We start from the raw sequence: 26509 nt of genomic DNA on the forward strand, positions 1-26509 counted from the left end.
GTCGAGGAGGGCATGTGACCAGCGGCGATCCGGTGACCGCGGCGGATCTGATTGTGGTGGCCAACCGGCTGCCGGTGGACTACGAGACGCTTCCCGACGGCAGCACCGGCTGGAAGCGCAGCCCCGGTGGCCTGGTCACCGCCCTGGAGCCGACGCTGCGCGCCCGGGAGGGCGCCTGGGTCGGCTGGCCGGGCGTCCCGGACGTCGACGTCGAGCCGTTCGCCGAGGACGGCCTGACCCTGCACCCGGTGAAGCTCACCGCGACCGAGGTGCAGGACTACTACGAGGGCTTCTCGAACGGCACGCTCTGGCCGCTCTACCACGACGTCGTCGCGCAGCCGCAGTTCCACCGGCACTGGTGGCGCGCGTACACCACGGTCAACCAGCGCTTCGCCGAGGCCGTCGCCGACGTCGCCGCGCACGGCGCGACGGTCTGGGTGCAGGACTACCAGCTCCAGCTCGTGCCCGGCCTGCTGCGGGAGCTGCGCCCGGACCTGCGGATCGGGTTCTTCCTGCACATCCCGTTCCCGCCGGTCGAGCTGTTCCGCCAGCTGCCCTGGCGGACCCGGATCATGGAGGGCCTGCTCGGCGCGGACCTGGTCGGGTTCCACACCGACGGCGGCGTCCGCAACTTCCACTGGCTCGCCCAGGAGCTGGCCGGCGCCACGCCGGACCGCGACCCCGAGGTCGTCCGGTACGGCGACCGGCGCGTCCGGCTCGGCGCCTTCCCGATCTCGATCGACTCGAGGAACCTCGACGAGCTCTCCCGCACCGACGAGGTCCGCGCACGGGCCGCGCAGATCCGCTCCGAGCTCGGCAACCCGGCGAAGATCGCTCTCGGGGTCGACCGGCTCGACTACACCAAGGGCATCGACGTCCGGCTGCGCGCCTTCCACGAGCTGCTCCAGGAGGGGCGGATCACCGGGGGTGACACCTCCGGCGAGCACGCCGACGACGCCATCGACACCGCGATGATCCAGCTGGCGACGCCGTCCCGGGAGCGGGTCGAGCACTACCAGCAGATGCGCGACGACATCGAGATGTCGGTCGGCCGGATCAACGGCGAGTACGCCCGGGTCGGCCACCCCGCCGTCCACTACATCCACCGGTCGCTGCCGCGCGAGGAGCTCGTCGCGTTCTTCCTCGCCGCCGACGTCATGCTGGTGACCCCGCTGCGCGACGGCATGAACCTGGTCGCGAAGGAGTACGTCGCCTCCCGGCACGACGACGGCGGCGTGCTCGTCCTGTCCGAGTTCGCCGGGGCGGCGATCGAGCTGACCAGCGCGTTGCTGGTGAACCCGCACGACACCGACGGGGTCAAGGAGGCGCTCTACGCGGCGCTGACCATGAACCCCGACGAGGGGCAGAAGCGGATGCGCACGCTGCGCCGGCAGGTGCTCGACCACGACGTCGACCGCTGGGCGGCGTCCTTCCTGGAGACCCTCGGTGTGAAGGTGGCGCAGCCGGAGTGAGTGACCTGTTCTCCGCCCTGGACGAGCTCGCGGCGACCGACCGGCTGCTGGTCGCCCTGGACTTCGACGGCGTCCTCGCGCCGCTGGTGGACGACCCATCGGCGTCGCGCCCGCTGCCGGAGGCCGCCGACGCCGTGCGCAGGCTCGCCGCGCACCCGGCCACCACCGTGGTCATGGTCTCCGGCCGCGGCCGCGACGACCTCGCGGCCGTCTCCGGGTTCGGGCCGCCGGTGCACCTGGTGGGCAGCCACGGCGCCGAGTTCGACGACGACCTCGCCGCCCGGCTCGGCCGGTCCGGGCTGCTCACCGACGCCCAGACCGCCCGCCGCGAGGCGCTGCTGACCGGGCTGGCCGAGCTCGTGGACGCCACCCCCGGGGCCCGGCTGGAGACCAAACCGGCCGGTGGCGCGGTGCACGTGCGGGGCATGGACCCGGCCGCCGGGGCGGCGCTGCTGGAGCGGGTCGAGGGCGAGTGGGTCCGCGACGGCGTCGAGGCCACCGCCGGCAAGGACGTGCTCGACCTGGCGGTGCTGCGCACCACGAAGGGCTCCGCGGTCTCGGCGCTGCGCGACCACCTCGGCGCGACGGCGGTGCTGTTCGCCGGCGACGACGTGACCGACGAGACGGCTTTCGTAGTGCTGGGCGACGGCGACGTCGGCATCAAGGTCGGCGACGGCGACACCGGCGCGGCCTACCGGGTCGCCGACCCGCACGAACTGGCGACGGCGCTGACCAGGCTGGCGCTGTCGCGCTAGCGCGGTGGGCCGTCCGCCGGGTCCGCATCCTCCAGGATCTCGACCGGGTCGCCGACGCGGAGCTCGACGCCGGGGTCGTCCGGGATCAGGTTCATCCCGAACCAGGCCCCCTTGTCGAACCGGCGGTGCCGGGCGAGGGTGACCATCGGTTCGCGGCCCTTCACGCCGGTGTCCGGGTGCACGGTGGTGAGCACGCAGCGGGCGCAGCCCTTGACCGCCCGGAACCGGGCGTCGCCGATCCGGATCCGGCGCCAGCCGTCCTCGGCCCAGGCCGGCGCGCCGGAGACGACCAGGTTCGGCCGGAACCGGGTCATCGGCATCGGCCCCTCCGCGGCGTGCTTCCCGTCCGCGACGAGCTCGTTGAGCGCGTCCAGCGACTCCCGCGCGGTGAGCAGCAGCGGGTAGCCGTCGGCGAAGGACACCCGGTCCTCGTCGGCGCCGAACGTCGGATCCACCCGGCGGCGGGCCGGGTCGTCGAGGTGTAGCAACCGCACCTTCTCCCCGAGCAGCTCGGAGAACCAGGCGTCGGCGTCCGGCCCGGCGAGCACGCCCGCGGTGTCCGACCGGTGCACCCGCACCGGCACGGTCCCGGCCGCCGGATCCGGCACTCCGACGCGGAGGGTCGGCAGGTCCGGGCCGTCGATCACCAGCCCGTCGCCGTCCGGCCGGGGTGCGGCGAGCACCAGCCGGGGATGGGTGCGGCCGGTGATCATCCCGCCGTCGTCGTCGGTGAGCATCCAGCGGCGGTCCCCGGCGAGCCCGGACCGCTCGACGACGAGGTGGTCCTCCGAGATCCCCCGGCAGGACTTCACCGGGTACCGGACCAGCTCGGTCAGCCTCACCATCCCGAGAAGAACTCCCCGGACTGCCGCAACGCCCTGGTGGTGTTCCCGACGATCAGCTCGGTCGGCAGCGTCACGTGCTCGGGCACGTTCCGGTCGCCGCGCTCGAGCAGCAGCCGACCGGCCTCCTGGCCCTTCTCCCGGAACGGCTGCCGGACCGTGGTGAGCCCGGCCCGCTCCGCCTCGGGCACACCGTCGAACCCGGCGATCGACAGGTCGTCGGGCACGCGCAGGCCCCGCGAACGGGCCTCGCCCAGCGCGCCGAGGGCCAGGATGTCGGAGGTGCAGACCACCGCGGTGATCCCGGGGTGGGCGTCGAGCAGCGCGCCGATGCCGTCCGCGCCGGCCTCGAGGGTGTGCTCGTAGCGCTCGATCACCGGCACCCCGGACCAGTCGACCCCGGCCTCGGTCAGCGCCGCCCGCAGCCCGGCCAGCCGCTCACGCTGCACGCTGTAGGAGCTCGCCTCCTGCCGGGTGGTGTCGGCGGGGCCGTCGTGCCGGCGGGCTCCGAGGCGCATGCACAACACGCCGATCCGGCGGTGCCCGAGCTCCATCAGGTGCCGGCCGAGCGACAGCATCCCGGCACGGTCGTCGACCCCGACCCGGTCGACGCCCTCGACGTCCGCGGGCTGGTCGCACACCACCGTCGGGAGCGGGCGCGCCAGCACGGCCTTGAAGTGCGGGTCGTCCTCGCTGACCGAGTAGACGACGAAACCGTCCACACCGGCCCTGTGGGCCGCGTCCACATCGGAGTGCTCGGGGCTCACCGGGACGAGCAGCAGCCCGGTCCCGGCCTTCTCGCAGGCCAGCGCCAGCCCTTCCAGGAACCCGGTGGCGCCGGGGTCGCGGAAGGCGTAGCTCAGGGCCTCGGTGAGCAGCAGCCCGACCGCGCCGGCCTTCCGGGTGCGCAGCGACCGCGCGACCGGGTCCGGCCCCGGGTAACCGAGCCGCCGGGCCGCCTCCAGGACGCGCTCGCGCAGCGGCGCCGACAGCTGGTCGGGCCGGTTGTAGGCGTTCGAGACGGTGGTGCGGGAGACGCCGAGTTCCGCGGCCAGCGACGCGAGCGTCGCCGGGCGTCGCGCGTGCGGAGGCCCGGTCATTCTCCGACCGTAGCGGCGCGGTCACCCGGGTGGAAGCCGACCCCGTGCCGGTCCGCCGGGATCACATCGGAGAACCCTCCGGTTCCCGCCGACTCCCGGTAGAGTGAATCGAGAACGGTTATCGATAATAGTATGCCGATACGTTGATAGGAGCTCCACCCCGTGTCCCGATCCATCCTCCATCCGGCCCGCGTCGTGGCCGGCGTGGCCGCACTGGCGCTGGGGCTGTCCGCCTGTGGTTCCGGTGCCACCGACACCCCCAGCACGGCCGACACCCCGCAGGTCGACGTCGTCGCCTCCACCGACGTCTGGGGGGCGGTCGCGAAGGCGGTCGGCGGCAACTTCGTCCAGGTGGAGTCGATCATCGACTCGCCGACCCAGGACCCGCACGGCTACGAGGCCACCCCGCAGGACGCCGCCACCGTCGGCGGGGCCCAACTGATCGTGATGAACGGCGGCGGGTACGACGCTTTCATGACCGGCCTGGTCGACGCCTCCGCGACGACCGCACCGGTCGTCGACGCCGTCGAGGCCTCGGGGCTGGAGGGCGCGGCCGAGGCCGCCGCCGGCGATCCCGCCCACGGCGCGGAGAACGCGACCGGCGACGACCACGGGCACGCCGAGGGCGACGGGCACGGTCACGACGACGGGCACGGTCACGACGACGGCCACGACCACGGCGCGTTCAACGAGCACGTCTGGTACAGCCTGCCGACCGTGCAGCGGGTCGCCGAGGACGTCGGCCGGCACCTGGCCGAGATCGACCCGGCGCACGCCGACTACTACGCCACCAACGCGCGGACGGTCGGCAGCGGCGTCTCCCAGCTGACCTCGAAGGCCACCGACCTCGGCCGGGCCCACACCGGCGCCCGGGTCGCCGTCACCGAGCCCGTGCCGGACTACCTGCTCGAGACCGCGGGGATCGAGAACGTGACACCGCCGCAGTTCTCCGCGGCCGTCGAGGAGGGCACCGACCCGCCCGCCGCCGTCGTCGCGCAGACCCTGGACCTGTTCCGCACCGACCCGCCGGTGGACGCCCTGGTCCTCAACAGCCAGACCGAGTCGGCGAGCACCGACCAGGTCCGCGCGGCCGCCGAGGAGGCGGGCGTCCCGGTCGTCGAGATGTCCGAGACCCTGCCCGACGGCGTCGACGACTACATGCGCTGGATGAACGTCCAGCTCGACGAGCTCGGCGCCGCCCTGCAACGGTGACCGGGGCACCAGTGGAGACTGCCCTCATGAACGATCCGACCGCCGGCCCCGCGCTCTCGCTGCGCGGGGCGGGCCTGCGGTTCGGCGACCGGACCCTGTGGTCCGGGCTGGACCTGGACGTCGCGCCCGGCGAGTTCGTCGCCGTGCTCGGCCCCAACGGCTCGGGCAAGACGACGCTGATCCGCGTCCTGCTCGGCCTGCTGCGGCTCTCCGAGGGCGAGGTGCGGGTCGCCGGACGGGCGCCGCGCCGGGGCAGCCCGGAGATCGGCTACGTCCCCCAGCAGCAGCCGCTGGACCCCGACCTGCCGCTGCGCGGCCGCGACCTCGTCGGACTGGGGCTGGACGGGCACCGCTTCGGGCCCGGGCTGCGCGGCCGCCTGCACCGTCGGGAGCGCGTCGACCGGGCGCTGGCCGAGGTCGGCGGCAGCGAGTACGCCGGCGCACCCGTCGGCCGCCTCTCCGGCGGTGAGCAGCAACGCCTGCGGGTCGCCCAGGCCCTGGTCGGGAACCCGGCGGTGCTGCTCTGCGACGAGCCGCTGCTGTCGCTGGACCTGTCCCACCAGCGCACCGTGACCCGGCTGATCGACGAGCGCCGGCGGACGGCCGGCACCGCGGTGCTGTTCGTCACCCACGAGATCAACCCGGTCCTGCCGCTGGTCGACCGGGTGCTCTACCTGGTGGACGGCCGGTTCTCGGTCGGCCCGACCGACGAGGTCATGACCTCGGAGACGCTGTCGAGGCTCTACCGGACCGAGGTGGACGTGCTGCGCGTGCGGGACCGGCTCGTCGTCGTCGGCGCCGAGGACGCCGACCTGCACGCCCATCACGGGGCCACCGTCTGATGGACCGGCTGATCTCCTTCGACGGCACGGCCGAGCTCCTCGCCGAGCCCTTCGTGCAGAACGCGCTGATCGCCTGTGCGGTGCTCGGCCTGGTGGCGGGCCTGCTCACCCCGCTCGTCGTCAGCCGGGGCATGGCCTTCGCCGTGCACGGCACCGCGGAGCTCGCGTTCACCGGCGGCGCGGCGGCGCTGCTGATCGGTCTCGAGGTGGGGCTCGGGTCGGTGGTCGGCGCGGTCGTCGCCGCGACGATCTTCGGCGTGCTCGGGCTGCGGCAGCGCGAGCGGGACTCGGTGATCGGCGTGGTGATGGCGTTCGGCCTCGGCCTGGGCGTGCTGTTCCTGTCGCTCTACGAGGGCCGGTCCGCGAACCGCTTCGGGCTGCTCACCGGGTCCATCGTGTCCGTCGACGGCACCAACCTGCGGGTGCTCGCCGTCGTGGCGGTGCTCGTGCTGGCGATCCTGCTGGTGGTCTACCGGCCGTTGCTGTTCGCCAGCACCGACCCCGACGTCGCACTCGCCCGGGGCGTCCCGGTCCGCGCGCTGTCGCTGGTGTTCGCGGTGCTCATCGGGCTGGTCACCGCGCTCGCGGTCCCGATCGTCGGGGCGATCCTGGTGCTCGCGGTGATGATCGTCCCGGGCGCGGCGGCCAACCGGGTCACCGCGAACCCGGTGCTGGCGACGGTGATCGCGATCGTGATCGCCGAGGTGGCGCTGGTCGGCGGCACGATCCTGTCGCTCGCGCCGGGCCTGCCGGTGTCGGCGTACGTGGCGACGATCGGGTTCGTGGCCTACCTGCTCTGCCGCCTCGTCGCCCGGCTGCGCGGCCGGACCCCGGTCCGCGCCTGACCTCGCCCGACCCCCGACCGGGGACGGGGCCGGGGGAGCTCAGCGGCCCCGGCGCTCCAGGCGCCGCCGGCGCGCGACCTCGGCCAGCACGACGCCGGTCGCGACGGACGCGTTCAGCGACTCGACGTCGCCCGCCAGCGGGATCGACACCGTCACGTCGCAGGTCTCCCGGACCAGCCGGGACATCCCCTTGCCCTCGGAGCCGGTGACCAGCACCAGCGGCCCGGTGGCCAGGTCGAACTCGTCGAGCGAGACGTCCCCGTCGGCGGCCAGCCCGGCGACCATCAGCCCGGCCGAGGCGTACTCGCGCAGCGTCCGGGTCAGGTTCGTCGCCCGGGCCACCGGCAGCCGGGCCGCGGTGCCGGCGGAGGTCCGCCAGGCCACCGCGGTCATCCCGGCCGCCCGCCGCTGCGGGACGACGACGCCGTGCCCGCCGAACGCGCTCACCGACCGGACGACCGCGCCCAGGTTCCGTGGATCGGTCACCCCGTCCAGCGCGACGGTCAGTGCCGGGCGCCCGGACCCGGCGGCGGCCTCGAGCAGCTCGTTCGGGTGGGCGTAGTCGTACGGGAGCACCTGCAGGGCCAGGCCCTGGTGCAACGCGCCGCCGGTGATCCGGTCGAGGTCGTTGCGGGGCACCTCGAGGATCGAGATGCCCTGCTCGGCGGCCAGCGCGACCGCCTCGGCGACCCGGTCGTCGGCGCTCATCCCGGTCGCGACGTGCAGCGCCGTCGCCGGCACCCGCGCGCGGAGACACTCCACGACCGGGTTGCGGCCCAGCACCGTCTCCGGCCCCTCGCCGTCGCCCCGGCCGCGGCCGGCGACCGGGCGGCGCCGGTTCTGCTGGTCGGCGGCGTTCGCGCGGCGCGCCGCCGCCTTCTGCTTCGGGTGCCCGGGCCTCATCTCGCCCGGCGGCGTCGGGCCCTTCCCGCGCACCGCGCGCCGGGACTGGCCGCCGGAGCCGACGACCATCCCCTTCTTCGTGCCCTCCTTGCGGACCGCACCGCGCCGCTTGGAATTACCAGCCATGTGATGTCTACCTACGCGTCTTTCAGTGTCCAGGTGGAACCACCGGCGCCGTCCTCGACGGCGATCCCGGCGGCCAGCAGTTCGTCGCGGAGCCGGTCCGCGGTGGCGAAGTCGCGCTCGGCCCGCGCGATCCGGCGTCGTTCCAGCATCGTCTCGACCAGTCCCGAGAGCGCCTGACGGGCGGCGTCGCCCGAGGTGTCCGCCGGCCCGCCGGCGACCAGCGGGTCCAGGCCCAGCACCCCGGTGGTGGCCCGCACGCACGCCGCGGTCCGGGACGCGCCGACGGAATCGCCGGCGTCGAGGGCGGTGTTGCCCTCCCGCACCAGCTTGTGGATCACCGAGAGGGCGCCCGGGGTGCCCAGGTCGTCGTCCATGGTGGCGGCGAACTCCGCGGGCACGTCCGCCGACGGCTCGGGGAGCCCGTACCGCTCGCGGACCCGGTTGACGAACGACTCGATCCGCCGGTACGCCACGACCGCCTCGTCCAGCGCGGCGTCGGAGAACTCGATGTTCGACCGGTAGTGCGGGCCGACGAGGTAGTAGCGCAGCTCGGCGGGACGGGCCCGCCCGAGCAGGTTGTCGACCGCGAGGGTGTTGCCGAGCGACTTCGACATCTTCTCGCCGCCCATGGTCACCCAGGCGTTGTGCAGCCAGTACCGCGCGAACGGGTCCCCGGCGGCGTGCGACTGGGCCTGCTCGTTCTCGTGGTGCGGGAACACCAGGTCGAGACCGCCGCCGTGGATGTCGAACTCGGGCCCGAGGTAGGTCGTGGCCATCGCCGAGCACTCCAGGTGCCATCCGGGGCGCCCGTGACCCCACGGCGTCGGCCAGCTCGGCTCGCCCGGCTTGGCGGCCTTCCACAGCGTGAAGTCCAGCGGGTCTCGCTTGCCCCGCGGTTCCCCCTCACCCTGGTGGACGTCGTCGACCTTCTGGCCGGACAGCGACCCGTACTCGGGCAGCGTGCGCACGGCGAAGTACACGTCGCCGCCGGCCTCGTAGGCGTGCCCGCGCTCGATCAGCCGTTCCATCAGCTCGACCATCTGCGTGATGTGCCCGGTCGCCCGCGGCTCCAGCGACGCCGGCAGGCAGCCCAGCGCGTCGTAGGCGGCGGTGAAGGCCCGTTCGTGCGTTGCCGCCCACTCCCACCACGGACGACCCGCCTCCTGCGCCTTGCGGAGGATCTTGTCGTCGATGTCGGTCACGTTGCGGACCAGGGTGACGTCGTAGCCCGAGTGCATGAGCCAGCGGCGCAGGACGTCGTAGTTGAGGCTCGACCGGACGTGCCCGATGTGCGGGAGCCCCTGCGGGGTGGCGCCACAGACGTAGATCGACACGGCTCCGGCTCGCAGCGGCGTGAAGGCGCGCTGCTCCCTGGTCGCGGTGTCGAGAAGGCTGAGGCTCACGTCACCAGGGTACGGAGGCCCCCCGGCGGTAACGTGCTGGGGCGTTCCGATTCGTCCACGACGACATCGTCCGGTCTGCGGGACGCTCGTCGCATGACCGTCTCGCAGCTCTACCCACGTCTCGTCGTCGGCCGCGCCGACGACGCCATCGCCTTCTACCGCGACGCCTTCGGCGCCGAGCTGGTCGAGCGCTACACCGACGGCGCAGGCCAGGTCGTGCACGCGCTGCTGCGCGCCGGGACCGCGATCTGGGCGATCAAGGACGGCGACGACGTCGACGCGCCGCCCGCCGGACCGAGCGGGGTGATCCTGGCGCTGTACGTCGACGACCCGGACGCCGTCGCAGCCGCGATGGTGGCGGGCGGCGGCAGCGTGATCTTCGAGGTGGCCGACCACGCGTACGGCGACCGGGGCGGCCGGATCGCCGACCCGTTCGGCCACTCCTGGATGGTCGCCACCCGCACCGAGGACCTCACCGCGGAGCAGGTCCAGCAGCGGACCGAGACCGCCTATCCCTGAGCGGCGAGCAGTAGCGCGGTGGCGACGGCGGCGCGGCCCTCGCCGCGGCCCGTGAGACCGAGCCCGTCGGTGGTCGTACCGGACACCGAGACCGGTCCGCCGACGATCCCGGTGAGCACCTTCTCCGCCTCGTCCCGCCGGGTGCCGATCTTCGGGTCGTTCCCGATCACCTGGACGGCGGCGTTCCCGACCGTCCAGCCGTCGCGCTCCAGCAGCCGGCGGACCTCGGCCAGCAGGGTGGCGCCGCTCGCGCCCGACCACTCCGGGCGGCCGGTACCGAACACCGCGCCGAGGTCTCCGAGGCCGGCGGCGGAGAGCAGCGCGTCACAGAGCGCGTGCGCGCCGACGTCGCCGTCGGAGTGCCCGGCGCAGCCGTCGACACCGTCCCAGCGCAGTCCCGCGACCCAGCAGTCGCGGCCCGGTTCGACGGGGTGCACGTCGGTGCCGATCCCGACCCTCACACGGTCCTCCCGGACATCTCCTCGAGCACGGCACCGGCGAGCAGCAGCTCGGCGATCCGCAGGTCCCACGCGGTGGTCACCTTGAACGCCAGCGGGTCGCCCGGCACGGTCGCCACCGGATCGCCGATCGCCTCGACCAGTCCCGCGTCGTCGGTCGCCGGATCCGGGATCCCCGCGTAGGCGCGGCGCAGGTCCGCGGCCCGGAAGGCCTGCGGGGTCTGCACCGCACGCAGCGCGGAACGGTCCACCGTGTCCGTCACGACCCCGTTCGGGTCGACGCGTTTGACGGTGTCGGCCACCGGCAGCACCGGGATCACCGCGGGCGCTCCGGCCCGCACGGCGGCCACCACCCGGCGGACCACGTCCACGGGTGTGAGCGGCCGCGCGGCGTCGTGCACCAGCACCACCTCGGCGTCCGGTCCGGTCGCGGCCAGCCCGGCCGCCACCGACGCGGTGCGGTCACCGCCACCGGCGATCACCGAAACCGGGCGTCCGGACAGCAGTCCGAGCGCCCGGTCCACCAGCTCCGACGGCACCGCGACGACGACGTGATCGACCACGTCGGACGCCAGCAGCCCGTCGACCGCACGCACCAGCAACGGCACCCCGGCGAGCGGGACGAACGCCTTCGGCTCCGCGGCACCGAGCCGCGTCCCCGATCCGGCCGCGGGCAGTACCGCGACGACATCCGCCCCGCGGGACGGCCCGTCCACGGTCGCGGTCAGGCCGTCGCGGTCGCGAGCACCTCGTCGAGCAGGACCTCGGCCCGCTCCTCGTCGGTGCCCTCGGCGAGCGCGAGCTCACTGACCAGTATCTGCCGCGCCTTGGCGAGCATGCGCTTCTCGCCCGCGGACAGGCCGCGGTCCTTCTCGCGACGCCACAGATCCCGCACGACCTCGGCGACCTTGTTCACGTCGCCGGAGGTGAGTTTCTCCCAGTTCGCCTTGTAGCGCCGGGACCAGTTCGTGGGCTCTTCGGTGTGCGGCGCGCGCAACACCTCGAACACCCGGTCCAGCCCTTCCTGGCCCACCACGTCACGAACGCCGACGACCTCGACGTTGTCGGCGGGAATGCGGACCGTCAGATCCCCCTGCTGGACCTTCAGGACGAGGTACTGCACTTCCTCGCCCTTGATCGTCCGGGTCTCGATCGCCTCGATGAGAGCGGCACCGTGGTGCGGGTAGACGACGGTCTCTCCGACCTTGAAAACCATGTGTCCTCTGGCCCCTTTCGCTGGCTCCAGATTAACACGTCGCTCCCGCGACCCGGTGACCGGCTTTCACCGTCGTCGCAGGTCAGGGGGTTGACAACACCGACAAAACGTGTTTCCCGCGCACACGTCGGGCGTCGTCACCCTCGGCGTCGACCGCGCGTCACCTGTCCGACACGCCGTCCCCGCCCGGACGTCGGCCGACCGACCGCGCACCCGCCGACGGCACGCGACTACGCTCTCGGGCGAAGACCGCGCGGTCACCGCGCGCGGTGCTGCCTCCTGAGACGGCCCGGCCGGACCGGGAGGCGCCCCGTGCGATCGAGCGGCGCCCCATCGTCGTACGACGCGCCGGGATCCGCTCCCGGCCGGCAAGGAAGGACACGCCGACCGTGAGCCGCAACCGCCACCGTCCCACCCGGACCCTGGCAGGGGTCGCCGGTGCCGTCGCCCTGACCGGTCTGCTGCTGAGCGGCTGCGGGGCCGGACAGATCTCGCAGACCGCACAGCAGGTGGCCGCCACCAACGGCCTCAACGCCTCGGTCGGCCAGGTCGACCTGCTCGACGTGCAGATCGCCTACCCGGAGAACCCGGCCGGGCCGAACGCCCTCTACAACCCCGGCGAGTCCGCTCCGGTGCGCGCCACCCTGGTGAACAACGGCGCGGTCGCGGACCGGCTGGTGAGCGTGTCCAGCGCGGACGCGGCGTCGGTCGCGATCGGTGGCGAGACCGCGCTGCCGGAGGGCGTCGCGCTGGTCGCCGTGGGCAACAGCCAGCTCCAGCCGACGGCGAGCCGCCCGCTCGAGCTGACCCTGGAGGGCCTCTCGCGCCCGGTCGCTCCCGGGACCGACGTCGAGATGACCTTCGTCTTCGAGCGCGCCGGATCGGTCACCGTGACCGTCCCGACCGCGATCCCGGAGCAGAACGCCGCCGCCGGGCCCCCGGAGCGCGACGACTTCCACGCCGAGGCCGAGACCGGTGGCGCGGAGCAGCCGCCGCCGCCCGGCCCGCCCGCCGACGGCGAGGGCGCCGAGGTCGCACCCGGCAACGAGGAGTCCGGCTCGGGCGGCGCCGCGGGCAACTGACCCCGCGGTCCCGGTCCGCCCGCTCGGGCGGCTACCGCTGCACAGAGTGCGACCAGCGCACCGCGCAGTGGGTCGGACGCTGCCCGGGATGCCAGGCCTGGGGCTCCCTCGAACAGGTCGAGGCGCCCCGGTCGATCCCCGGCCGGACCGTCGTCGCGGGGGCGCCGAGCACTCCCGCCCGGCGGATCGCCGACGTCGAGCTGGACGCCTCGCGTGCCCGCGCGACCGGCGTCGACGAGCTCGACCGCGTCCTCGGCGGCGGGCTCGTGCCGGGCGCGGTGGTGCTGCTCGCCGGTGAGCCGGGCGTCGGCAAGTCCACCCTGCTGCTCGAGGTCGCCGCGAAGGCCGCGGCCCGCTCCCGGGTGCTCTACGTCTCCGGTGAGGAGTCCGCCGGCCAGGTCCGGCTGCGGGCCGAGCGCACCGGCGGGCTGCACGACGAGCTCTACCTCGCCGCCGAGTCCGACCTCGAGTCGGTGCTCGGCCACGTCGAGACGCTGCAGCCGTCGCTGCTGGTGATCGACTCGATCCAGACCATGTCCACCGCGGGCGTCGACGGCAGCCCGGGCGGGGTCACCCAGACCCGGGCGGTGACCGTCGGGCTGACCGCGCTGGCCAAGGAGCGCGGGCTGGCCGTGCTGCTGGTCGGTCACGTCACCAAGGACGGCGGCATCGCCGGTCCGCGGGTGCTGGAGCACCTGGTCGACGTGGTGCTGCACTTCGAGGGCGACAAGCACTCGGCGCTGCGCATGGTGCGCGGGGTGAAGAACCGGTTCGGCCCGGCCGACGAGGTCGGCTGCTTCGAGCTGCGCGACTCCGGCATCGTCGGGCTGCCCGACCCCTCGGGGCTGTTCCTCGGCCGCTTCGGTCAGGGCGGCGAGGCCGTGCAGCCGGGGACCGCGGTCACCGTCGTGATGGACGGGCGACGGCCGCTGCTCGCCGAGGTGCAGGCGCTGGTGGCGGGGGCCAACATCCCGAGCCCGCGACGGGCGGTGACCGGGCTCGACGCGTCCCGGGTACCGATGCTGCTGGCGGTGCTGGAACGCCGCGGCAACCTCAAGCTGCACGACCAGGAGGTCTACACCGCGACCGTCGGCGGGATGCGGGTCACCGAGCCGGCCGCGGACCTGGCGATCGCGCTGGCCGTGGTCTCCGCGAAGCGGGACGTGTCGCTGCCCGCGGACCTCATCGTGCTGGGCGAGCTCGGCCTGGCCGGGGAGCTGCGCCGGGTGCACGGCGTCGGACGACGACTGGCCGAGGCCGCCCGGCTCGGCTTCACCAGGGCGATCGTGCCGCCGGACTCGGACACCGGCTCCACCGGCATGAAGATCACCGAGGCCTCGTCGCTGCGGGAGCTGATGAACCGGGTGCGCTGACGCGCCTGTGAGTACTTTTCGGGGTCAGGGCCCCGGAAAGTACTCACAGGGGCGTCAGCCCATCAGCAGCGGCGCGGGCTCGCTGGTGAGCGGGCCCAGCCGGGCCACGACGCGGTAGCCGCCGGCCGGCACCCGCTCCCGCGCCGCCGCGCAGCCGGGCACCGACCCGAGGCCGCTCCAGGTCACCGCGAAGGCCACCGGCTCGCCGGGCACGAGGGTGCGCAGGTCGTCGGTGGCCGGGTTGGCGCAGTCGTTCGACGACCACAGCCGGGTGCCGCCGTCGCCGCTCCACACCAGGATCTCCTGGTCGGCGCCGTCCAGGTCGCGCACGCACGGCTGCCCGGAGACGTTCGTGACGACCAGGCGCAGCTCCGGACGGGCGCCCGCCGGGTACGTGGGCTGGCCGGTCTCGGCCCGCAGCTCGATCATCTCGTCGGTGCACGGCACCGGCCCGGTCGGCGGCGACGGCGCCGAGGCCGGCACCTCCACCGATGCCCGCGGGGTGTCGTCGGGGCGCACCGTCTCGTCCACCGGACCCGCGCTCGGGGACGCGGGTCCGGTGGACGTTGCCTCCGCCTGCCCGGGGGGAGCACCGGGTTCGTCGGAGGCGGGGAGCGGCGTCTGGGAGGGGTCGCCCGGGGCCGGGGAGGCCGGGCCCGCCGCTCGGGGGTTCGCGGGGTCGGAGTCCGGGGAGTCGGGTTCGGCCGCCGCCGCGTGGACCGGGTCGCCGGTCACGTCGGACGGGATCAGGAACCGGGTGGAGAGCCAGAGCAGCGCGAACAGCGCGAGCAGCGCCAGGCCGATCGCGACGGCACGCCGACGCCAGTACACCGACGCCGGCAGGGGTCCCACCGGGTCCATCACGTCACCGACGGTAGAACTCCGGTTACTCGATGTCGTCGACGCCGCGCCGTGACCTCGCAGGTCGGCGCAGGTCCACCCGGGCGAGGGAGGCACGGAACCCCGTCGGAGTGGCCGCCCTCCGCACGGTCGATCAACCGCCGACCGCGCGTGGCGGTCCACACCGGACGGACCGCGACGCGGCGCCGCCCGTCCGGGTGGCGGATCGACCCACGGTGATCCCCACCGCCGGATGCCCCGGCGCCCCGCGGACCGGATCGCCCGAACGCGACCCGGTCGTGACGGGCGCCGCGGCGCCGATCGCGATAGTGGCGGGCTCGGTCCCCGCCCGATGGCCTGCGGGCACGGCCGCCCCCGCGCCTGCGGACGCGCCCCGGCCCGCGCGTCCCGCGCCTCGCTCCCGCACCCTGGGCGCGGAGGTCGCACCGGGTGCAGTCGGTGCGGGGACGCCGCGGGGGTGCGAGAACCGAGCCGGGGCCGGGTGCGGGCGCCCGGGCGGGCGCCGCGACACTGGTCGGGTGCTGGCCGAGCTGATCTCTCCGTGGTTCCGTGCGCAGGCGCGGGACCTGCCCTGGCGGCGGCCCGAGACCACCCCGTGGGGCGTGCTGGTCAGCGAGTTCATGCTCCAGCAGACCCCGGTAGCCCGGGTCGAGCCGGTCTGGCGGGACTGGATGGACCGCTGGCCCGCCCCGTCCGCGCTGGCCGCGGCGCCGCGGGCGGACGTCCTGCGGGCCTGGGGGAAGCTCGGCTACCCGCGCCGCGCGATCCGGCTGCACGACGCGGCGGCGGCGATCGCCGAGCGGCACGACGACACGGTGCCCTCCGATGTGGACTCCCTCGAGGCACTGCCCGGGATCGGCTCGTACACCGCCCGCGCGGTCGCCGCGTTCGGCTACGGACTGCGGGCGCCGGTCGTCGACACCAACGTCCGGCGGGTCGTCGCGCGCGCGGTGCACGGTCAGGGCGACGCCGGCCCGGCCCGCACCCGGGCCGACCTGGCCGACGTCGACGCGCTGCTGCCCGCCCGCGACACCGAGGCCGCCGTCGTCTCGGCCGGGCTGATGGAGCTCGGGGCCCTCGTGTGCACCGCCCGCTCCCCGCGCTGCGCGGACTGCCCGGTCGCGCACGCCTGTGCCTGGGTCGCCGCGGGCAGGCCCGCCTACGACGGGCCCCGCCGCCCGGTGCAGGGTTTCGCCGGGACCGACCGGCAGGTGCGCGGCAAGCTGATGGACGTGCTGCGCGGTGCCCCCGGCCCGGTCGAACGCTCGGCACTCGACGCCGTCTGGTCCGACGCCGGACAGCGCGACCGCTGCCTGCACTCGCTGCTCGTCGACGGGCTGGCCGAGCAGACCGACGACGGCCGCTTCGCGCTGCCCGCCTGACCGGCCCGCCCGATGCCCAGCACCGTCCGCTTCCGCCTCGACGACGACGGCGTGTCCGCGCTGCGGGACCTCCGGGCCCGGCTCGCCGGCGCCGGCATCCCGGTGTCGTCCGGGACCCCGCAGGTGACCGTCGCGGCCGGGGGCACCATCCCGCGGGGCGCCCGCGACGCGCTGGCCGCCGAGCTGCGGCTGGTCGCGCTGCCCGCGCTCTGGCTGGCCGGCCTGGGCTCGGTCACCGGCGACGACGACGCGCTGGTGCTCACCGCCGTCACCGACCCGGAGGTGCTCGCCGTGCACACCGCGGTGCACGACGCGCTCGCCGGCCGGGTCCGCGGTGCGCACGCCGCGCACCTGCCGGGGTCCTGGCTGCCGCACGTCGTGCTGGCCACCGGCCGGCCGGCGGCGGCGTTCGCGCTGCTGCACCCGGTGAAGCCGGTGCGGGCCCGGATCCTCGCCGTCGAGCTGCACGACTCGCGCACCGGCGAGACCGAGACCCTGACCGCGCCCGGGAGGTCCGATGGCTGACGAGGACGACGTCCGGCGGATCGCCCTCGCCCTCGACGGCGCCGAGGAGAGCCCGAGCGACGGCTTCGACTTCAAGGTCGACGGCAAGGGGTTCGTCTGGTCCTACCCCGAGCGCGTGCCCGGCCGGCGACGGGTGATCCGTACCGACGTCGCCGTGCTCTACGTCGGCGACGAGGCCGAGAAGCAGGCGCTGCTGCTGGGCGAGCCGGAGCTGTTCTTCACCGTCCCCGGCTACGACGGTCTCCCGCTGGTGATGCTGCGGCTGGAGCGGGTCGACGTCGGCCGGCTGACCGAACTCGTCGGCGACGCCTGGCGCATGCGCATCGACGCGGCCGGGAGGCGCTAGCGTGGGGGCCATGGCTGTCGTGAAGATCAACGCCATCGAGGTGCCCGAGGGAAAGGGCGCCGAGCTGGAGAAGCGGTTCGCGCACCGGATGGGCGCGGTCGACCACGCCGCCGGGTTCCTCGGCTTCGAGCTGCTGCGCCCCGTCGCCGGGGAGACCCGCTACTTCGTGGTCACCCACTGGGAGACCGACGACGACTTCCGGAACTGGATGGCCGGCGACGGTGCGGCGGCGCACGCCGGCGAGCGGTCCCGGCCGGTCGGGACCGGCTCGGCGGTGCTGGAGTTCGAGGTCGTCGACCTCGAGAAGATCGCCGCGGACTCCTGATCGACCCGGACATCCGCCGGGCGGCGGACCTGGTCCGCGGCGCGGAGGCGCTGCTGGTGACCGCCGGCGCCGGGATGGGCGTGGACTCCGGCCTGCCCGACTTCCGCGGCACCGAGGGCTTCTGGCGGGCCTACCCGCCCTACGCCCGGCTCGGGCTGCGGTTCGAGGAGCTGGCCGACCCGGAGCACTTCGCCGACGACCCCGCACTGGCCTGGGGCTTCTACGGGCACCGGCTGAACCTCTACCGGCGCACGGTGCCACACGCCGGGTTCGCGGTGCTCCGGCGCTGGGCCGAACGCCTCCCGACGACCGTGTTCACGTCCAACGTGGACGGCCAGTTCCAGCGGGCCGGGTTCGCCCCGGGCGACGTCGCCGAGGTGCACGGCTCGATCCACCACATGCAGTGCGTACGGCTCTGCGGGCACGGGGTGTGGCCGGCCGACGGCGTCGGGGTGACCGTCGACGAGGAGTCGATGCGGGCCGTCGGCGATCTCCCGGCCTGCCCGGGCTGCGGCGCGCTCGCCCGTCCGGCGATCCTGATGTTCGGCGACGCCGGCTGGGACGACACGCACGCCGCCCCCGCCCTGGCGCGGCACTCCGACTGGCTGCGGGAGCGCCGGGACGGGCTCGCGGTCGTCGAGCTGGGGGCGGGTACGGCGTTGCCGACCGTGCGCCGGCGCTCCGAGCTGGCCTCGGCCGCCACCGGAGCCCTGGTCCGGATCAACGTCCGGGAGCCGGAGGTCCGGCACGGCCGCGGCGTCGGGATCGCCGGCCGCGCCGCGGCGACCCTGGCCGCGATCGACGAGGCCCTGACTCGTCCCTGAGAGGCTGCCACAACAGCCTCACGCTGCTCACACACCCCATCCCCCGCCCGACTCATGACGCTTTAGTCCGGTGATACCGAACTAAAGCGTCATGAGTCGGGATTGGAGTGAGAGGCGCGGGCAGGAGCGAGGGCGCGCGCAGAGGTCAGTCCGGGACGGACTTGTGGTCCGGGACGACGATGGCGGGCAGGTCGGACAGGCCCGCCAGTGCGGCGGCGTGCACCTCGGCGGCCGGTACCGCTGTGCCGTCGATGCCCGGAAGGGCGCGGGTCGCCGTGGCGGCCGCGACGACGGTCGGCACGTAGCCGCCCGAGAAACCGCTGCGCGCCGTCGAGTTGACGCACATGTGCGTCATGAACCCGGCGAGCACCAGGTCCTGGGTACCTTCCAGCAGGTCCGCCAGTCCGGTGTGGACGAACGCGCTGGGGAAGTTCTTGGTGACGACGGGCTCGCCGTCCCGCGGCGCGACCGAGGCGTGGATCGCGCCGATCGGGGCGTTCACGTCGTACGGGCTGCCCTCGCCGGCGTCGTGCCGGATGTGGATCACTCTCGCACCGGCCGAACGGGCCCGGTCGAGCAGCGTCGCCGCCTCCTCCAGGGCGGGCTCGACGTTCTCCAGGCGCATGACGCCCTCGGTGTAGGTGTTCTGCAGGTCGATCATGATCAGCGCGGAGCGTGCGAGCGGGGCCGGCTCGGCCGGCAGGCCCATCAGCCCGCGCAGGGTGTGCGGAGCGGACATCGATGTCCTCCTGTGCGACGGAACGCAGCACGGGCCCGGGACGTGTGCCCCGGGCCCGCGGGCGGGTCAGTTCTGCATCGCCCGCCACTCGTCGTCGGTGAACAGCCGGGAGCGGATCAGGAACCGGACGCCCTCCGGCGCCTCGACCGAGAACCCGCTGCCCCGTCCCTTCACCACGTCGACGGTGAGGTGGGTGTGCTTCCAGTACTCGAACTGCGACGCCGACATCCAGAAGCCGATCGGCTTCTCCAGCCCCTCGACCTGCAGGTCGCCCAGGTGGACGTCCGAGTTGCCGGTCTTGAACTCACCGTCCGGATAGCACATCGGGGCGCTGCCGTCGCAGCACCCGCCGGACTGGTGGAACATCAGCGGGCCGTGCAGGTCGGTGAGCCTGACCAGCAGATCGGCGGCTGCCGGCGTCAGCGCCACCCGCTCCGTCCCCGATCCCGGAACCTCCGGGACCGGCTCCGCAGGGGCGGCGCTGTCGCCCGCGGACATCAGAAGAAGCCCAGCGCGTTCGGCGAGTAGCTCTGCAGGACGTTCTTCGTCTGCTGGTAGTGGTCGAGCATCATCTTGTGGTTCTCGCGCCCGATGCCGGACTGCTTGTAGCCGCCGAAGGCCGCGTGCGCCGGGTAGGCGTGGTAGTTGTTCACCCACACCCGGCCGGCCTGGATCTCCCGGCCCGCGCGGTAGGCGGTGTTCGCGTCGCGGCTCCACACGCCGGCACCGAGGCCGTAGAGCGTGTCGTTGGCGATCTTCATGGCGTCGTCGTAGTCACTGAACCGCGCGACCGACACGACCGGGCCGAAGATCTCCTCCTGGAAGATCCGCATGGCGTTGTTGCCCTCGAAGATCGTCGGCTTGATGTAGTAGCCGCCGGAGAGCTCGCCGCCCAGGTCCGCCTTCTCGCCACCGGTGAGGACCTTGGCGCCCTCCTGCCGGCCGATGTCGATGTAGGACAGGATCTTCTCGAACTGGTCGTTCGAGGCCTGCGCACCGATCATCGTGTCGGTGTCGAGCGGGTGGCCCTGCTTGATCTGCTCGGTCCGCTTGACCGCCTGCTCCAGGAAGTCGTTGTAGATGCCGCCCTGGATGAGCGCGCGGGACGGGCAGGTGCAGACCTCGCCCTGGTTGAGGGCGAACATCGCGAAGCCCTCGAGCGCCTTGTCGTAGAACGCGTCCTGCTGCGCGGCGACGTCGTCGAAGAAGATGTTCGGGCTCTTGCCGCCCAGCTCCAGGGTGACCGGGATCAGGTTCTCCGAGGCGTACTGCATGATCAGCCGGCCGGTGGTGGTCTCACCGGTGAAGGCGATCTTCGAGATCCGCTTGTTGGACGCCAGCGGCTTGCCGGCCTCCACGCCGAACCCGTTGACGACGTTCACCACGCCCGGCGGGAGCAGGTCGGCGACCAGCTCGAGCAGCACGTGGATCGAGGCCGGGGTCTGCTCGGCCGGCTTGAGGACCACCGCGTTGCCGGCGGCGATCGCCGGGGCCAGCTTCCAGATCGCCATCAGGATCGGGAAGTTCCACGGGATGATCTGCCCGACGACGCCCAGCGGCTCCTGGAAGTGGTAGGCGACGGTGTCGTCGTCGATCTGGGAGAGGTTGCCCTCCTGCGCCCGGATCGCTCCCGCGAAGTAGCGCAGGTGGTCGACGGCCAGCGGGATGTCGGCCGCGAGGGTCTCGCGGCAGGCCTTGCCGTTCTCCCAGGACTCGGCGATGGCGATCGACTCGAGGTTGGCCTCGATGCGGTCGGCCATCTTGTTGAGGATGTTCGCCCGCTCGTTGACCGACGTCTTGCCCCACTTCGGGGCCGCGGCGTGCGCCGCGTCGAGGGCCTTCTCCACGTCGTCCGCGGTGCCGCGGGCCACCTCGGTGAAGGTCTCGCCCGTGATCGGCGTCGGGTTCTCGAAGTACTGCCCCTTGGCCGGCGCGACGTACTCGCCCCCGATGAAGTGGTCGTAGCGGGGCTTGAAGGAGACGACGCTGTCCGGCTGACCCGGTGCCGCGTACTTGGCCATCGTTGGTCCTTTCGGCGTTGAACTATGTCGTGCTGGCACACGCACGTCCTGCGCGTTGCGCGTGACGCCCGACACTAGGAAGCTGGGGGTTGCACCGGAGTTGCACGCAGATGCGGAACCTGACCCCTAGGTCAGGACCGAGCACGCGGATCCGATTCAGGCAAGGCTGAGCTCACCTCAAGGTCAGGTCGGGAGGGTGTCGTGACGGAGCGGCGCGGCGCGCTGGACCGGGCCCGGGAGTCGGTGCTGACCGGCGGCCCGGATGCCGGTGTGCGCCCCGAGGTCCGGGACTCGTGGGCGCGGTCGCTGGCCGCCGCCGTCGACCCGGAGCGCGCGCGTCCCGGGCACACCTACGACCACGCCGAGGTCACCGCGCTGCGCTCCGGGCACCCGCTCGCCGGTGCGCTGCCGGTGCTGCGCGACACGCTGGTGACCGCGGCCGAGCAGTCCCGGCACATGATGATCGTGACCGACGAGCGCGGGCACATCCTCTGGCGCGAGGGCGCCCGGGACGTGCTGCGCCGCGCCGAGCGCGTCGAGCTGGTCGAGGGCACCCGCTGGAGCGAGGACTCGGTCGGGACCAACGCGATGGGCACGGCACTGTCCGACGACCGCCCGGTGCGCATCCACTCCGCCGAGCACCTGGTGAGCGCCTACCACCCGTGGACCTGCGCCGCCGCGCCCGTGCACGACCCGGAGACCGGGCGGCAGATCGGCACCGTCGACGTCACCGGGCCCGAGGACTCCTTCCACCCGATGACGCTGTCGCTGGTCACCGCGGCGGCCCGGCTCGCGGAGAGCCGGCTGGCCGAACACACCGCCGCGCGGGACGAGCGGCTGCGCGCGACGAACCTGCCGCATCTCACCGGGCTCGGCCGGACACCCGGTGCGTTGCTCTCCCCGCGCGGCCGGGTGCTCGCCGCGAACCCGGCCGAGCGGTTCCCCGCCCGCGTGGAGCTGCCCGAACGGGGCGACCGCGTGCTGCTCGACGGCGGCGTCGAGGGCCAGATCGAACCGCTCGGCGAGGGCTGGCTGCTGCGGCTGCCGGAGCCGGAGGGACCCCCGATCCCCGAGCTGACCCTGCCGTTCCTCGGCGTCCGGACGCCGACGGCCCGCCGCGACGGACGCGCCCTCCGGCTCGGTCAGCGCCACGCCGAGGTGCTGGCCCTGCTCGCGCTGCACCCGGAGGGGATGACGGCCGAGCAACTGGCGGTCGCACTCTACGGCGACCACGGGCGCCCGATCACCGTCCGCGCCGAGATGCACCGGCTGCGCCGGCAGGTCGGCGAGGACACCGTGCGCACCCAGCCGTACCGGATCGCGGCGCGGGTGGATGCCGACTTCCTCCGGCTGCGCGAGGCCCTGCGCGACGGGCGGGTGCGCGACGCCGCCGCCGAGGCCGCCCGGGGACCGCTGCTGCCGGTGTCGGAGTCCCCGGCGGTCCGGGCGGAACGCGAGCACCTCGTCGTCGCCGCCCGGTCGGCCGTGCTGCGCTCCGGCGACCCGGACGCGCTCTGGTCGCTGGTCCGGTCCGGCGAGGCCGACGACGAGCTGCGCGCCCGGCTGCGGGCGCTGCTCCCGCCGTCGGACGGGCGCCGGCACGACCTCGGGTGACCTCGATCGGCGGGGCACTAGGCTCGCGGACGTGAGCCGCACCGCCGCCCAGGTCGCCGGCGACGCGCTGCCCCGGTCCACCTCGGCGGTCAGCGGCCGGGGCGGGCGGTTCGACCGGTTCGTCGTGATCGCGAGCTGCACGCTCCTGCCGGTCGGGCTGGCCTGGATGGTCGTCACCGTCGTACCGACGGGGGTGTGGTTCCTGCTCGGCGGCCTGCCGGTCTACCTGCTGGCGCGCTACGCGTTCTTCCGGGTCCGCGGCAGCGAGACCGGGACCTTCGCCGTCGACCGGGCGGGGACCGTCCGCATCCTCGGCGGGCATACCGGGATCCTGCGACTGCGCCGGATGTTCGACGGCCGGGTGCGTGAGCAGCTGCTACCCGGCATCGCGGTGGGACTGCTGATCGGGATCGGTCTGCCGGTCGGGATCACGGCACTGTGCGTGCTGCTCGACGACCCGCGACCGGCCCTGCTGGTGCCGACCTCGGCGGCCTACTTCCTGCTGGACCTGCTGCGCTGGTACGTCGCCGTCACCCGGGTCCGCCGCCGGGACGACCTGGAGCTCCTCGACCCGACCATGCTGCTCCCGCTGATGGCGCTGTACGCCCGGCACCACGGGGCCCGAGCCCTGCTGCACGGCGTCGCCGCGGACGCGCTCGCCGCGACCGTGCGGGCACACCCGCAGGACGCCGAGACCGCGTTGCGGTTCGGTGTCGCGACGGCGGTGCTGGGGCAACTGGCCCGCTGACCCTCACCGGCACCGGACAACCGGCCCGACACGCGGAGTCGCCCGGCGGCGGGTGACGGGTCGCGGCAGAACCCGTTCCCGGACACGACGAAGGGCCCGCTCCGGATCACTCCGGGGCGGGCCCTTCGGTCTGCCTGCGGCTATCTCACTCGTCGCCGGCCATCGCGGTCGGCGGGGTGTCCGGCACCGGCTCCGACGGCTTGAGCTCACCCCGGAAGGTGAAGTGCGCCTTGTCGTCGTAGGCCTTGGAGCCCTCTTCCGCCTCGGTGTCGAGCCCGTCGACGTCGACCAGCACGATCTGACCGGCCTCGATCTCGCCGAAGAGGATCTTCTCCGAGAGCTGGTCCTCGATCTCGCGCTGGATCGTCCGGCGCAGCGGCCGGGCGCCGAGGACCGGGTCGAACCCGCGACGCGCCAGGAGCTTCTTGGCCCGGTCGGTGAGCTCGATGGCCATGTCCTTGTTGGCCAGCTGCTGCTCCACCCGCCCGATCATCAGATCGACCATCTCGATGATCTGCTGCTCGTTGAGCTGGTGGAAGACGATGATGTCGTCGATACGGTTCAGGAACTCCGGGCGGAAGTGCTTCTTCAGCTCGTCGTTGACCTTGGTCTTCATCCGCTCGTAGTTCGACGCCTCGTCGTTACCCGAGGAGAAGCCCAGACCCACGGCCTTCGAGATGTCCTGGGTACCCAGGTTCGAGGTGAAGATCAGGACCGTGTTCTTGAAGTCGACCACGCGGCCCTGACCGTCGGTGAGACGGCCGTCCTCGAGCACCTGCAGGAGCGTGTTGTAGATCTCCTGGTGCGCCTTCTCGATCTCGTCGAACAGCACCACCGAGAACGGCTTGCGCCGCACCTTCTCGGTGAGCTGGCCGCCCTCCTCGTAGCCGACGTACCCGGGAGGGGCACCGAACAGCCGCGAGGCGGTGTAGCGGTCGTGGAACTCGCCCATGTCGATCTGGATGAGCGCGTCGTCCTCGCCGAACAGGAAGTTCGCCAGCGCCTTGGACAGCTCGGTCTTACCGACACCGGACGGGCCGGCGAAGATGAACGACCCGGACGGGCGCTTCGGGTCCTTCAGGCCGGCGCGGGTACGGCGGATCGCCTGGGAGACCGACTTGACCGCGTCCTCCTGGCCGATGATCCGCTTGTGGACCTCGTCCTCCATCTTGAGCAGCCGGGTCGTCTCCTCCTCGGTCAGCTTGAAGACCGGGATGCCGGTCCAGTTGCCCAGGACCTCGGCGATCTGCTCCGCGTCGACCTCGGCGACCACGTCGAGGTCGCCCGACTTCCACTGCTTCTCGCGCTCACCCTTCTCGCCGAGCAGGGTCTTCTCCTGGTCGCGCAGGTGCGCGGCCCGCTCGAAGTCCTGCGCGTCGATCGCCGACTCCTTGTCCCGGCGGACGTTCGCGATCTTCTCGTCGAACTCCCGCAGGTCCGGCGGAGCGGTCATCCGGCGGATGCGCATCCGGGCGCCGGCCTCGTCGATCAGGTCGATCGCCTTGTCCGGCAGGAACCGGTCGTTGATGTAGCGGTCGGCCAGCGTCGCGGCCGAGGACAGCGCGTCGTCGGTGATCGTGACGCGGTGGTGCGCCTCGTACCGGTCGCGCAGGCCCTTGAGGATCTCGACGGTGTGCGCGACCGACGGCTCGGACACCTGGATCGGCTGGAAGCGGCGCTCCAGGGCCGGGTCCTTCTCGACGTACTTGCGGTACTCGTCGAGCGTGGTGGCACCGATGGTCTGCAGCTCGCCGCGGGCCAGCATCGGCTTGAGGATCGACGCGGCGTCGATCGCGCCCTCGGCGGCACCCGCCCCCACCAGGGTGTGGATCTCGTCGATGAACAGGATGATGTCGCCGCGGGTGCGGATCTCCTTGAGCACCTTCTTGAGGCGCTCCTCGAAGTCACCGCGGTACCGGGAACCGGCGACCAGCGAACCCAGGTCGAGGGTGTAGAGCTGCTTGTCCTTCAGCGTCTCCGGGACCTCGCCCTTGACGATCGCCTGCCCCAGGCCCTCGACGGCGGCGGTCTTGCCGACGCCGGCCTCGCCGATCAGCACCGGGTTGTTCTTGGTCCTCCGGGAGAGGACCTGCATGATCCGCTCGATCTCCTTCTCCCGGCCGATGACCGGGTCCAGCTTGCCCTCACGGGCCTGCTGGGTGAGGTTGCGACCGAACTGGTCCAGCACCAGCGACGACGACGGGGTGCCCTCGCCACGGCCACCGGTACCGCTCTCCTGCGGCTCCTTGCCCTGGTAGCCGGACAGCAGCTGCAGGACCTGCTGGCGGACGCGGTTCAGGTCGGCGCCGAGCTTGACCAGAACCTGGGCCGCGACGCCCTCGCCCTCACGGATGAGCCCGAGCAGGATGTGCTCGGTGCCGATGTAGTTGTGCCCGAGCTGCAGCGCCTCGCGCAGCGACAGCTCCAGCACCTTCTTCGCCCGGGGGGTGAAGGGGATGTGCCCGGACGGGGCCTGCTGGCCCTGACCGATGATCTCCTCGACCTGCTGCCGGACGCCCTCCAGAGCGATACCGAGCGACTCGAGGGCCTTGGCGGCAACGCCCTCGCCCTCGTGGATCAGGCCAAGGAGGATGTGCTCGGTCCCGATGTAGTTGTGGTTGAGCATCCGGGCCTCTTCCTGGGCCAGGACGACAACACGCCGTGCTCGGTCGGTGAACCTCTCGAACAATTCGCACTCCTTGCCTGCTGCGCCTCACGTACGGCGCGACCAGCACCTGTAGTCCGGCCCCGGCGCACCGGGTCCGGCACTGCGCCCTTCGTAAAGCACCGTGCCCTCGCGTGATACCGCGCCAGGCCACCCCCACGGGGGAGACCTCATACCACTGTATCGGTCCGACGGGGCCCGGCGCCTCCACCTGACGGGCACCGTGGGATGTTCCGGGCGTAACGCGGGCTACATTCGATGTGTTCCCGGTCGCATCGCCGCCGCCTGGTCATGCGGCGATGGCCTGCCCG

Annotated in this window: 27 protein-coding genes; 15 read left to right on the forward strand and 12 right to left on the reverse strand. The window is 73.4% G+C overall.

The genetic code is table 11. The annotated features are described in order from the left end of the window. Window positions 1-14 precede the first annotated feature (14 nt). Both WIS52_RS15900 and otsB read left to right on the forward strand, forming a co-directional pair. The gene (locus WIS52_RS15900) at window positions 15-1472 is read left to right on the forward strand and encodes an alpha,alpha-trehalose-phosphate synthase (UDP-forming) (protein ID WP_349299034.1); all 1458 of its coding nucleotides are present in this window, start codon (window positions 15-17) and stop codon (window positions 1470-1472) included. Next, window positions 1469-2227, forward strand: coding sequence for a trehalose-phosphatase (gene otsB, locus WIS52_RS15905; RefSeq protein WP_349299035.1), 759 nt, complete (start codon window positions 1469-1471; stop codon window positions 2225-2227). The genes WIS52_RS15900 and otsB overlap by 4 nt, the downstream gene beginning before the upstream one ends. Here otsB and WIS52_RS15910 read toward each other — a convergent pair. After that, window positions 2224-3072 carry an MOSC domain-containing protein gene (locus tag WIS52_RS15910; protein ID WP_349299036.1) on the reverse strand — a complete coding sequence of 283 codons (849 nt, stop codon included), beginning with the start codon at window positions 3070-3072 and terminating at the stop codon, window positions 2224-2226. The genes otsB and WIS52_RS15910 overlap by 4 nt on opposite strands. Beyond that, window positions 3066-4169 (reverse strand): LacI family DNA-binding transcriptional regulator, encoded by a 1104-nt coding sequence (locus WIS52_RS15915; RefSeq protein WP_349299037.1) that lies wholly within the window; start codon window positions 4167-4169, stop codon window positions 3066-3068. The genes WIS52_RS15910 and WIS52_RS15915 overlap by 7 nt, the downstream gene beginning before the upstream one ends. A 162-nt stretch (window positions 4170-4331) precedes the next feature. Here WIS52_RS15915 and WIS52_RS15920 point away from each other — a divergent pair, with 162 nt between their 5' ends. From WIS52_RS15920 to WIS52_RS15930, 3 genes are read left to right on the forward strand one after another with little or no spacing between them, the layout of a single operon-like run. After that, entirely contained in the window at window positions 4332-5381 is a 1050-nt protein-coding gene (locus WIS52_RS15920; protein ID WP_349299038.1) for a metal ABC transporter solute-binding protein, Zn/Mn family, read from the forward strand. A gap of 26 nt (window positions 5382-5407) precedes the next feature. Next, window positions 5408-6223: a metal ABC transporter ATP-binding protein gene (locus WIS52_RS15925; protein WP_349299039.1), complete on the forward strand. Its 816-nt coding sequence runs from the start codon at window positions 5408-5410 to the stop codon at window positions 6221-6223. Continuing rightward, window positions 6223-7068 carry a metal ABC transporter permease gene (locus WIS52_RS15930; RefSeq protein ID WP_349299040.1) on the forward strand — a complete coding sequence of 282 codons (846 nt, stop codon included), beginning with the start codon at window positions 6223-6225 and terminating at the stop codon, window positions 7066-7068. Before WIS52_RS15925 ends, WIS52_RS15930 begins: the two co-directional genes overlap by 1 nt. A gap of 39 nt (window positions 7069-7107) precedes the next feature. Here WIS52_RS15930 and rlmB read toward each other — a convergent pair whose 3' ends face one another. Together rlmB and cysS are read right to left on the reverse strand one after the other, a co-directional pair. Continuing rightward, window positions 7108-8097: a 23S rRNA (guanosine(2251)-2'-O)-methyltransferase RlmB gene (gene rlmB / locus WIS52_RS15935; protein ID WP_349299041.1), complete on the reverse strand. Its 990-nt coding sequence runs from the start codon at window positions 8095-8097 to the stop codon at window positions 7108-7110. Between the two features lie 11 nt (window positions 8098-8108). Next, window positions 8109-9500 carry a cysteine--tRNA ligase gene (gene cysS / locus WIS52_RS15940; RefSeq protein WP_349299042.1) on the reverse strand — a complete coding sequence of 464 codons (1392 nt, stop codon included), beginning with the start codon at window positions 9498-9500 and terminating at the stop codon, window positions 8109-8111. A 93-nt stretch (window positions 9501-9593) separates the two neighbouring features. Here cysS and WIS52_RS15945 point away from each other — a divergent pair, with 93 nt between their 5' ends. After that, complete coding sequence (locus WIS52_RS15945) at window positions 9594-10019, forward strand: VOC family protein (protein ID WP_349299043.1); 426 nt, start codon at window positions 9594-9596, stop codon at window positions 10017-10019. Here WIS52_RS15945 and ispF read toward each other — a convergent pair. From ispF to WIS52_RS15960, 3 genes are read right to left on the reverse strand one after another with little or no spacing between them, the layout of a single operon-like run. Beyond that, window positions 10010-10480 carry a 2-C-methyl-D-erythritol 2,4-cyclodiphosphate synthase gene (gene ispF / locus WIS52_RS15950; RefSeq protein ID WP_349299044.1) on the reverse strand — a complete coding sequence of 157 codons (471 nt, stop codon included), beginning with the start codon at window positions 10478-10480 and terminating at the stop codon, window positions 10010-10012. The genes WIS52_RS15945 and ispF overlap by 10 nt on opposite strands. Beyond that, window positions 10477-11193: a 2-C-methyl-D-erythritol 4-phosphate cytidylyltransferase gene (ispD, locus tag WIS52_RS15955; RefSeq protein ID WP_349299045.1), complete on the reverse strand. Its 717-nt coding sequence runs from the start codon at window positions 11191-11193 to the stop codon at window positions 10477-10479. Before ispD ends, ispF begins: the two co-directional genes overlap by 4 nt. An 8-nt stretch (window positions 11194-11201) precedes the next feature. Next, the gene (locus tag WIS52_RS15960; protein WP_093336355.1) at window positions 11202-11693 is read right to left on the reverse strand and encodes a CarD family transcriptional regulator; all 492 of its coding nucleotides are present in this window, start codon (window positions 11691-11693) and stop codon (window positions 11202-11204) included. A 389-nt stretch (window positions 11694-12082) separates the two neighbouring features. On the opposite strand from WIS52_RS15960, the gene WIS52_RS15965 reads away from it, so the two are divergent. Both WIS52_RS15965 and radA read left to right on the forward strand, forming a co-directional pair. Next, the gene (locus WIS52_RS15965; RefSeq protein ID WP_349299046.1) at window positions 12083-12775 is read left to right on the forward strand and encodes a copper chaperone PCu(A)C; all 693 of its coding nucleotides are present in this window, start codon (window positions 12083-12085) and stop codon (window positions 12773-12775) included. Further along, window positions 12772-14148, forward strand: a complete 1377-nt coding sequence (radA, locus tag WIS52_RS15970; RefSeq protein ID WP_349299279.1) for a DNA repair protein RadA — start codon at window positions 12772-12774, stop codon at window positions 14146-14148. Before WIS52_RS15965 ends, radA begins: the two co-directional genes overlap by 4 nt. A 54-nt stretch (window positions 14149-14202) precedes the next feature. On the opposite strand, the gene WIS52_RS15975 is transcribed toward radA, so the two are convergent. Next, window positions 14203-15012, reverse strand: a complete 810-nt coding sequence (locus tag WIS52_RS15975; RefSeq protein ID WP_349299047.1) for a hypothetical protein — start codon at window positions 15010-15012, stop codon at window positions 14203-14205. 515 nt (window positions 15013-15527) lie between these two features. Between WIS52_RS15975 and WIS52_RS15980 the strand changes: the two genes are divergently transcribed. The 5 genes from WIS52_RS15980 (at window position 15528) to WIS52_RS16000 (ending at window position 18411) form a co-directional block, all read left to right on the forward strand. Continuing rightward, entirely contained in the window at window positions 15528-16391 is an 864-nt protein-coding gene (locus WIS52_RS15980) for an HhH-GPD family protein (protein ID WP_349299048.1), read from the forward strand. Window positions 16392-16403: 12 nt separating this feature from the next. Continuing rightward, window positions 16404-16916 (forward strand): 2'-5' RNA ligase family protein, encoded by a 513-nt coding sequence (locus WIS52_RS15985; RefSeq protein WP_349299049.1) that lies wholly within the window; start codon window positions 16404-16406, stop codon window positions 16914-16916. Beyond that, entirely contained in the window at window positions 16909-17262 is a 354-nt protein-coding gene (locus tag WIS52_RS15990; RefSeq protein WP_349299050.1) for an MmcQ/YjbR family DNA-binding protein, read from the forward strand. The genes WIS52_RS15985 and WIS52_RS15990 overlap by 8 nt, the downstream gene beginning before the upstream one ends. Before the next feature lie 10 nt (window positions 17263-17272). Next, the gene (locus WIS52_RS15995) at window positions 17273-17587 is read left to right on the forward strand and encodes an antibiotic biosynthesis monooxygenase family protein (protein ID WP_349299051.1); all 315 of its coding nucleotides are present in this window, start codon (window positions 17273-17275) and stop codon (window positions 17585-17587) included. 74 nt (window positions 17588-17661) lie between these two features. Next, entirely contained in the window at window positions 17662-18411 is a 750-nt protein-coding gene (locus WIS52_RS16000) for an SIR2 family NAD-dependent protein deacylase (protein ID WP_349299280.1), read from the forward strand. Between the two features lie 145 nt (window positions 18412-18556). Here WIS52_RS16000 and WIS52_RS16005 read toward each other — a convergent pair whose 3' ends face one another. The 3 genes from WIS52_RS16005 to adh form a co-directional block, all read right to left on the reverse strand. After that, window positions 18557-19150 carry a cysteine hydrolase family protein gene (locus tag WIS52_RS16005; RefSeq protein WP_349299052.1) on the reverse strand — a complete coding sequence of 198 codons (594 nt, stop codon included), beginning with the start codon at window positions 19148-19150 and terminating at the stop codon, window positions 18557-18559. 66 nt (window positions 19151-19216) lie between these two features. Then, on the reverse strand, window positions 19217-19648 hold the full coding sequence (locus tag WIS52_RS16010) for a DUF779 domain-containing protein (RefSeq protein WP_349299053.1): 432 nt from the start codon (window positions 19646-19648) through the stop codon (window positions 19217-19219). Then, window positions 19648-21171, reverse strand: a complete 1524-nt coding sequence (adh, locus tag WIS52_RS16015; RefSeq protein WP_349299054.1) for an aldehyde dehydrogenase — start codon at window positions 21169-21171, stop codon at window positions 19648-19650. The genes WIS52_RS16010 and adh overlap by 1 nt, the downstream gene beginning before the upstream one ends. A 201-nt stretch (window positions 21172-21372) precedes the next feature. Between adh and WIS52_RS16020 the strand changes: the two genes are divergently transcribed. Next, window positions 21373-22785 carry a GAF domain-containing protein gene (locus WIS52_RS16020; RefSeq protein ID WP_349299055.1) on the forward strand — a complete coding sequence of 471 codons (1413 nt, stop codon included), beginning with the start codon at window positions 21373-21375 and terminating at the stop codon, window positions 22783-22785. A 31-nt stretch (window positions 22786-22816) separates the two neighbouring features. After that, the gene (locus WIS52_RS16025) at window positions 22817-23533 is read left to right on the forward strand and encodes a hypothetical protein (RefSeq protein ID WP_349299056.1); all 717 of its coding nucleotides are present in this window, start codon (window positions 22817-22819) and stop codon (window positions 23531-23533) included. Between the two features lie 145 nt (window positions 23534-23678). Here the strand turns inward: WIS52_RS16025 and WIS52_RS16030 are convergent, their stop codons facing one another. Beyond that, window positions 23679-26222 carry an ATP-dependent Clp protease ATP-binding subunit gene (locus tag WIS52_RS16030; protein WP_349299057.1) on the reverse strand — a complete coding sequence of 848 codons (2544 nt, stop codon included), beginning with the start codon at window positions 26220-26222 and terminating at the stop codon, window positions 23679-23681. Between the last annotated feature and the right edge of the window lie 287 nt (window positions 26223-26509).

It is taken from the genome of Pseudonocardia nematodicida (genome assembly GCF_040105385.1).
In the GTDB taxonomy this organism is placed as follows: Bacteria; Actinomycetota; Actinomycetes; order Mycobacteriales; family Pseudonocardiaceae; genus Pseudonocardia; species Pseudonocardia nematodicida.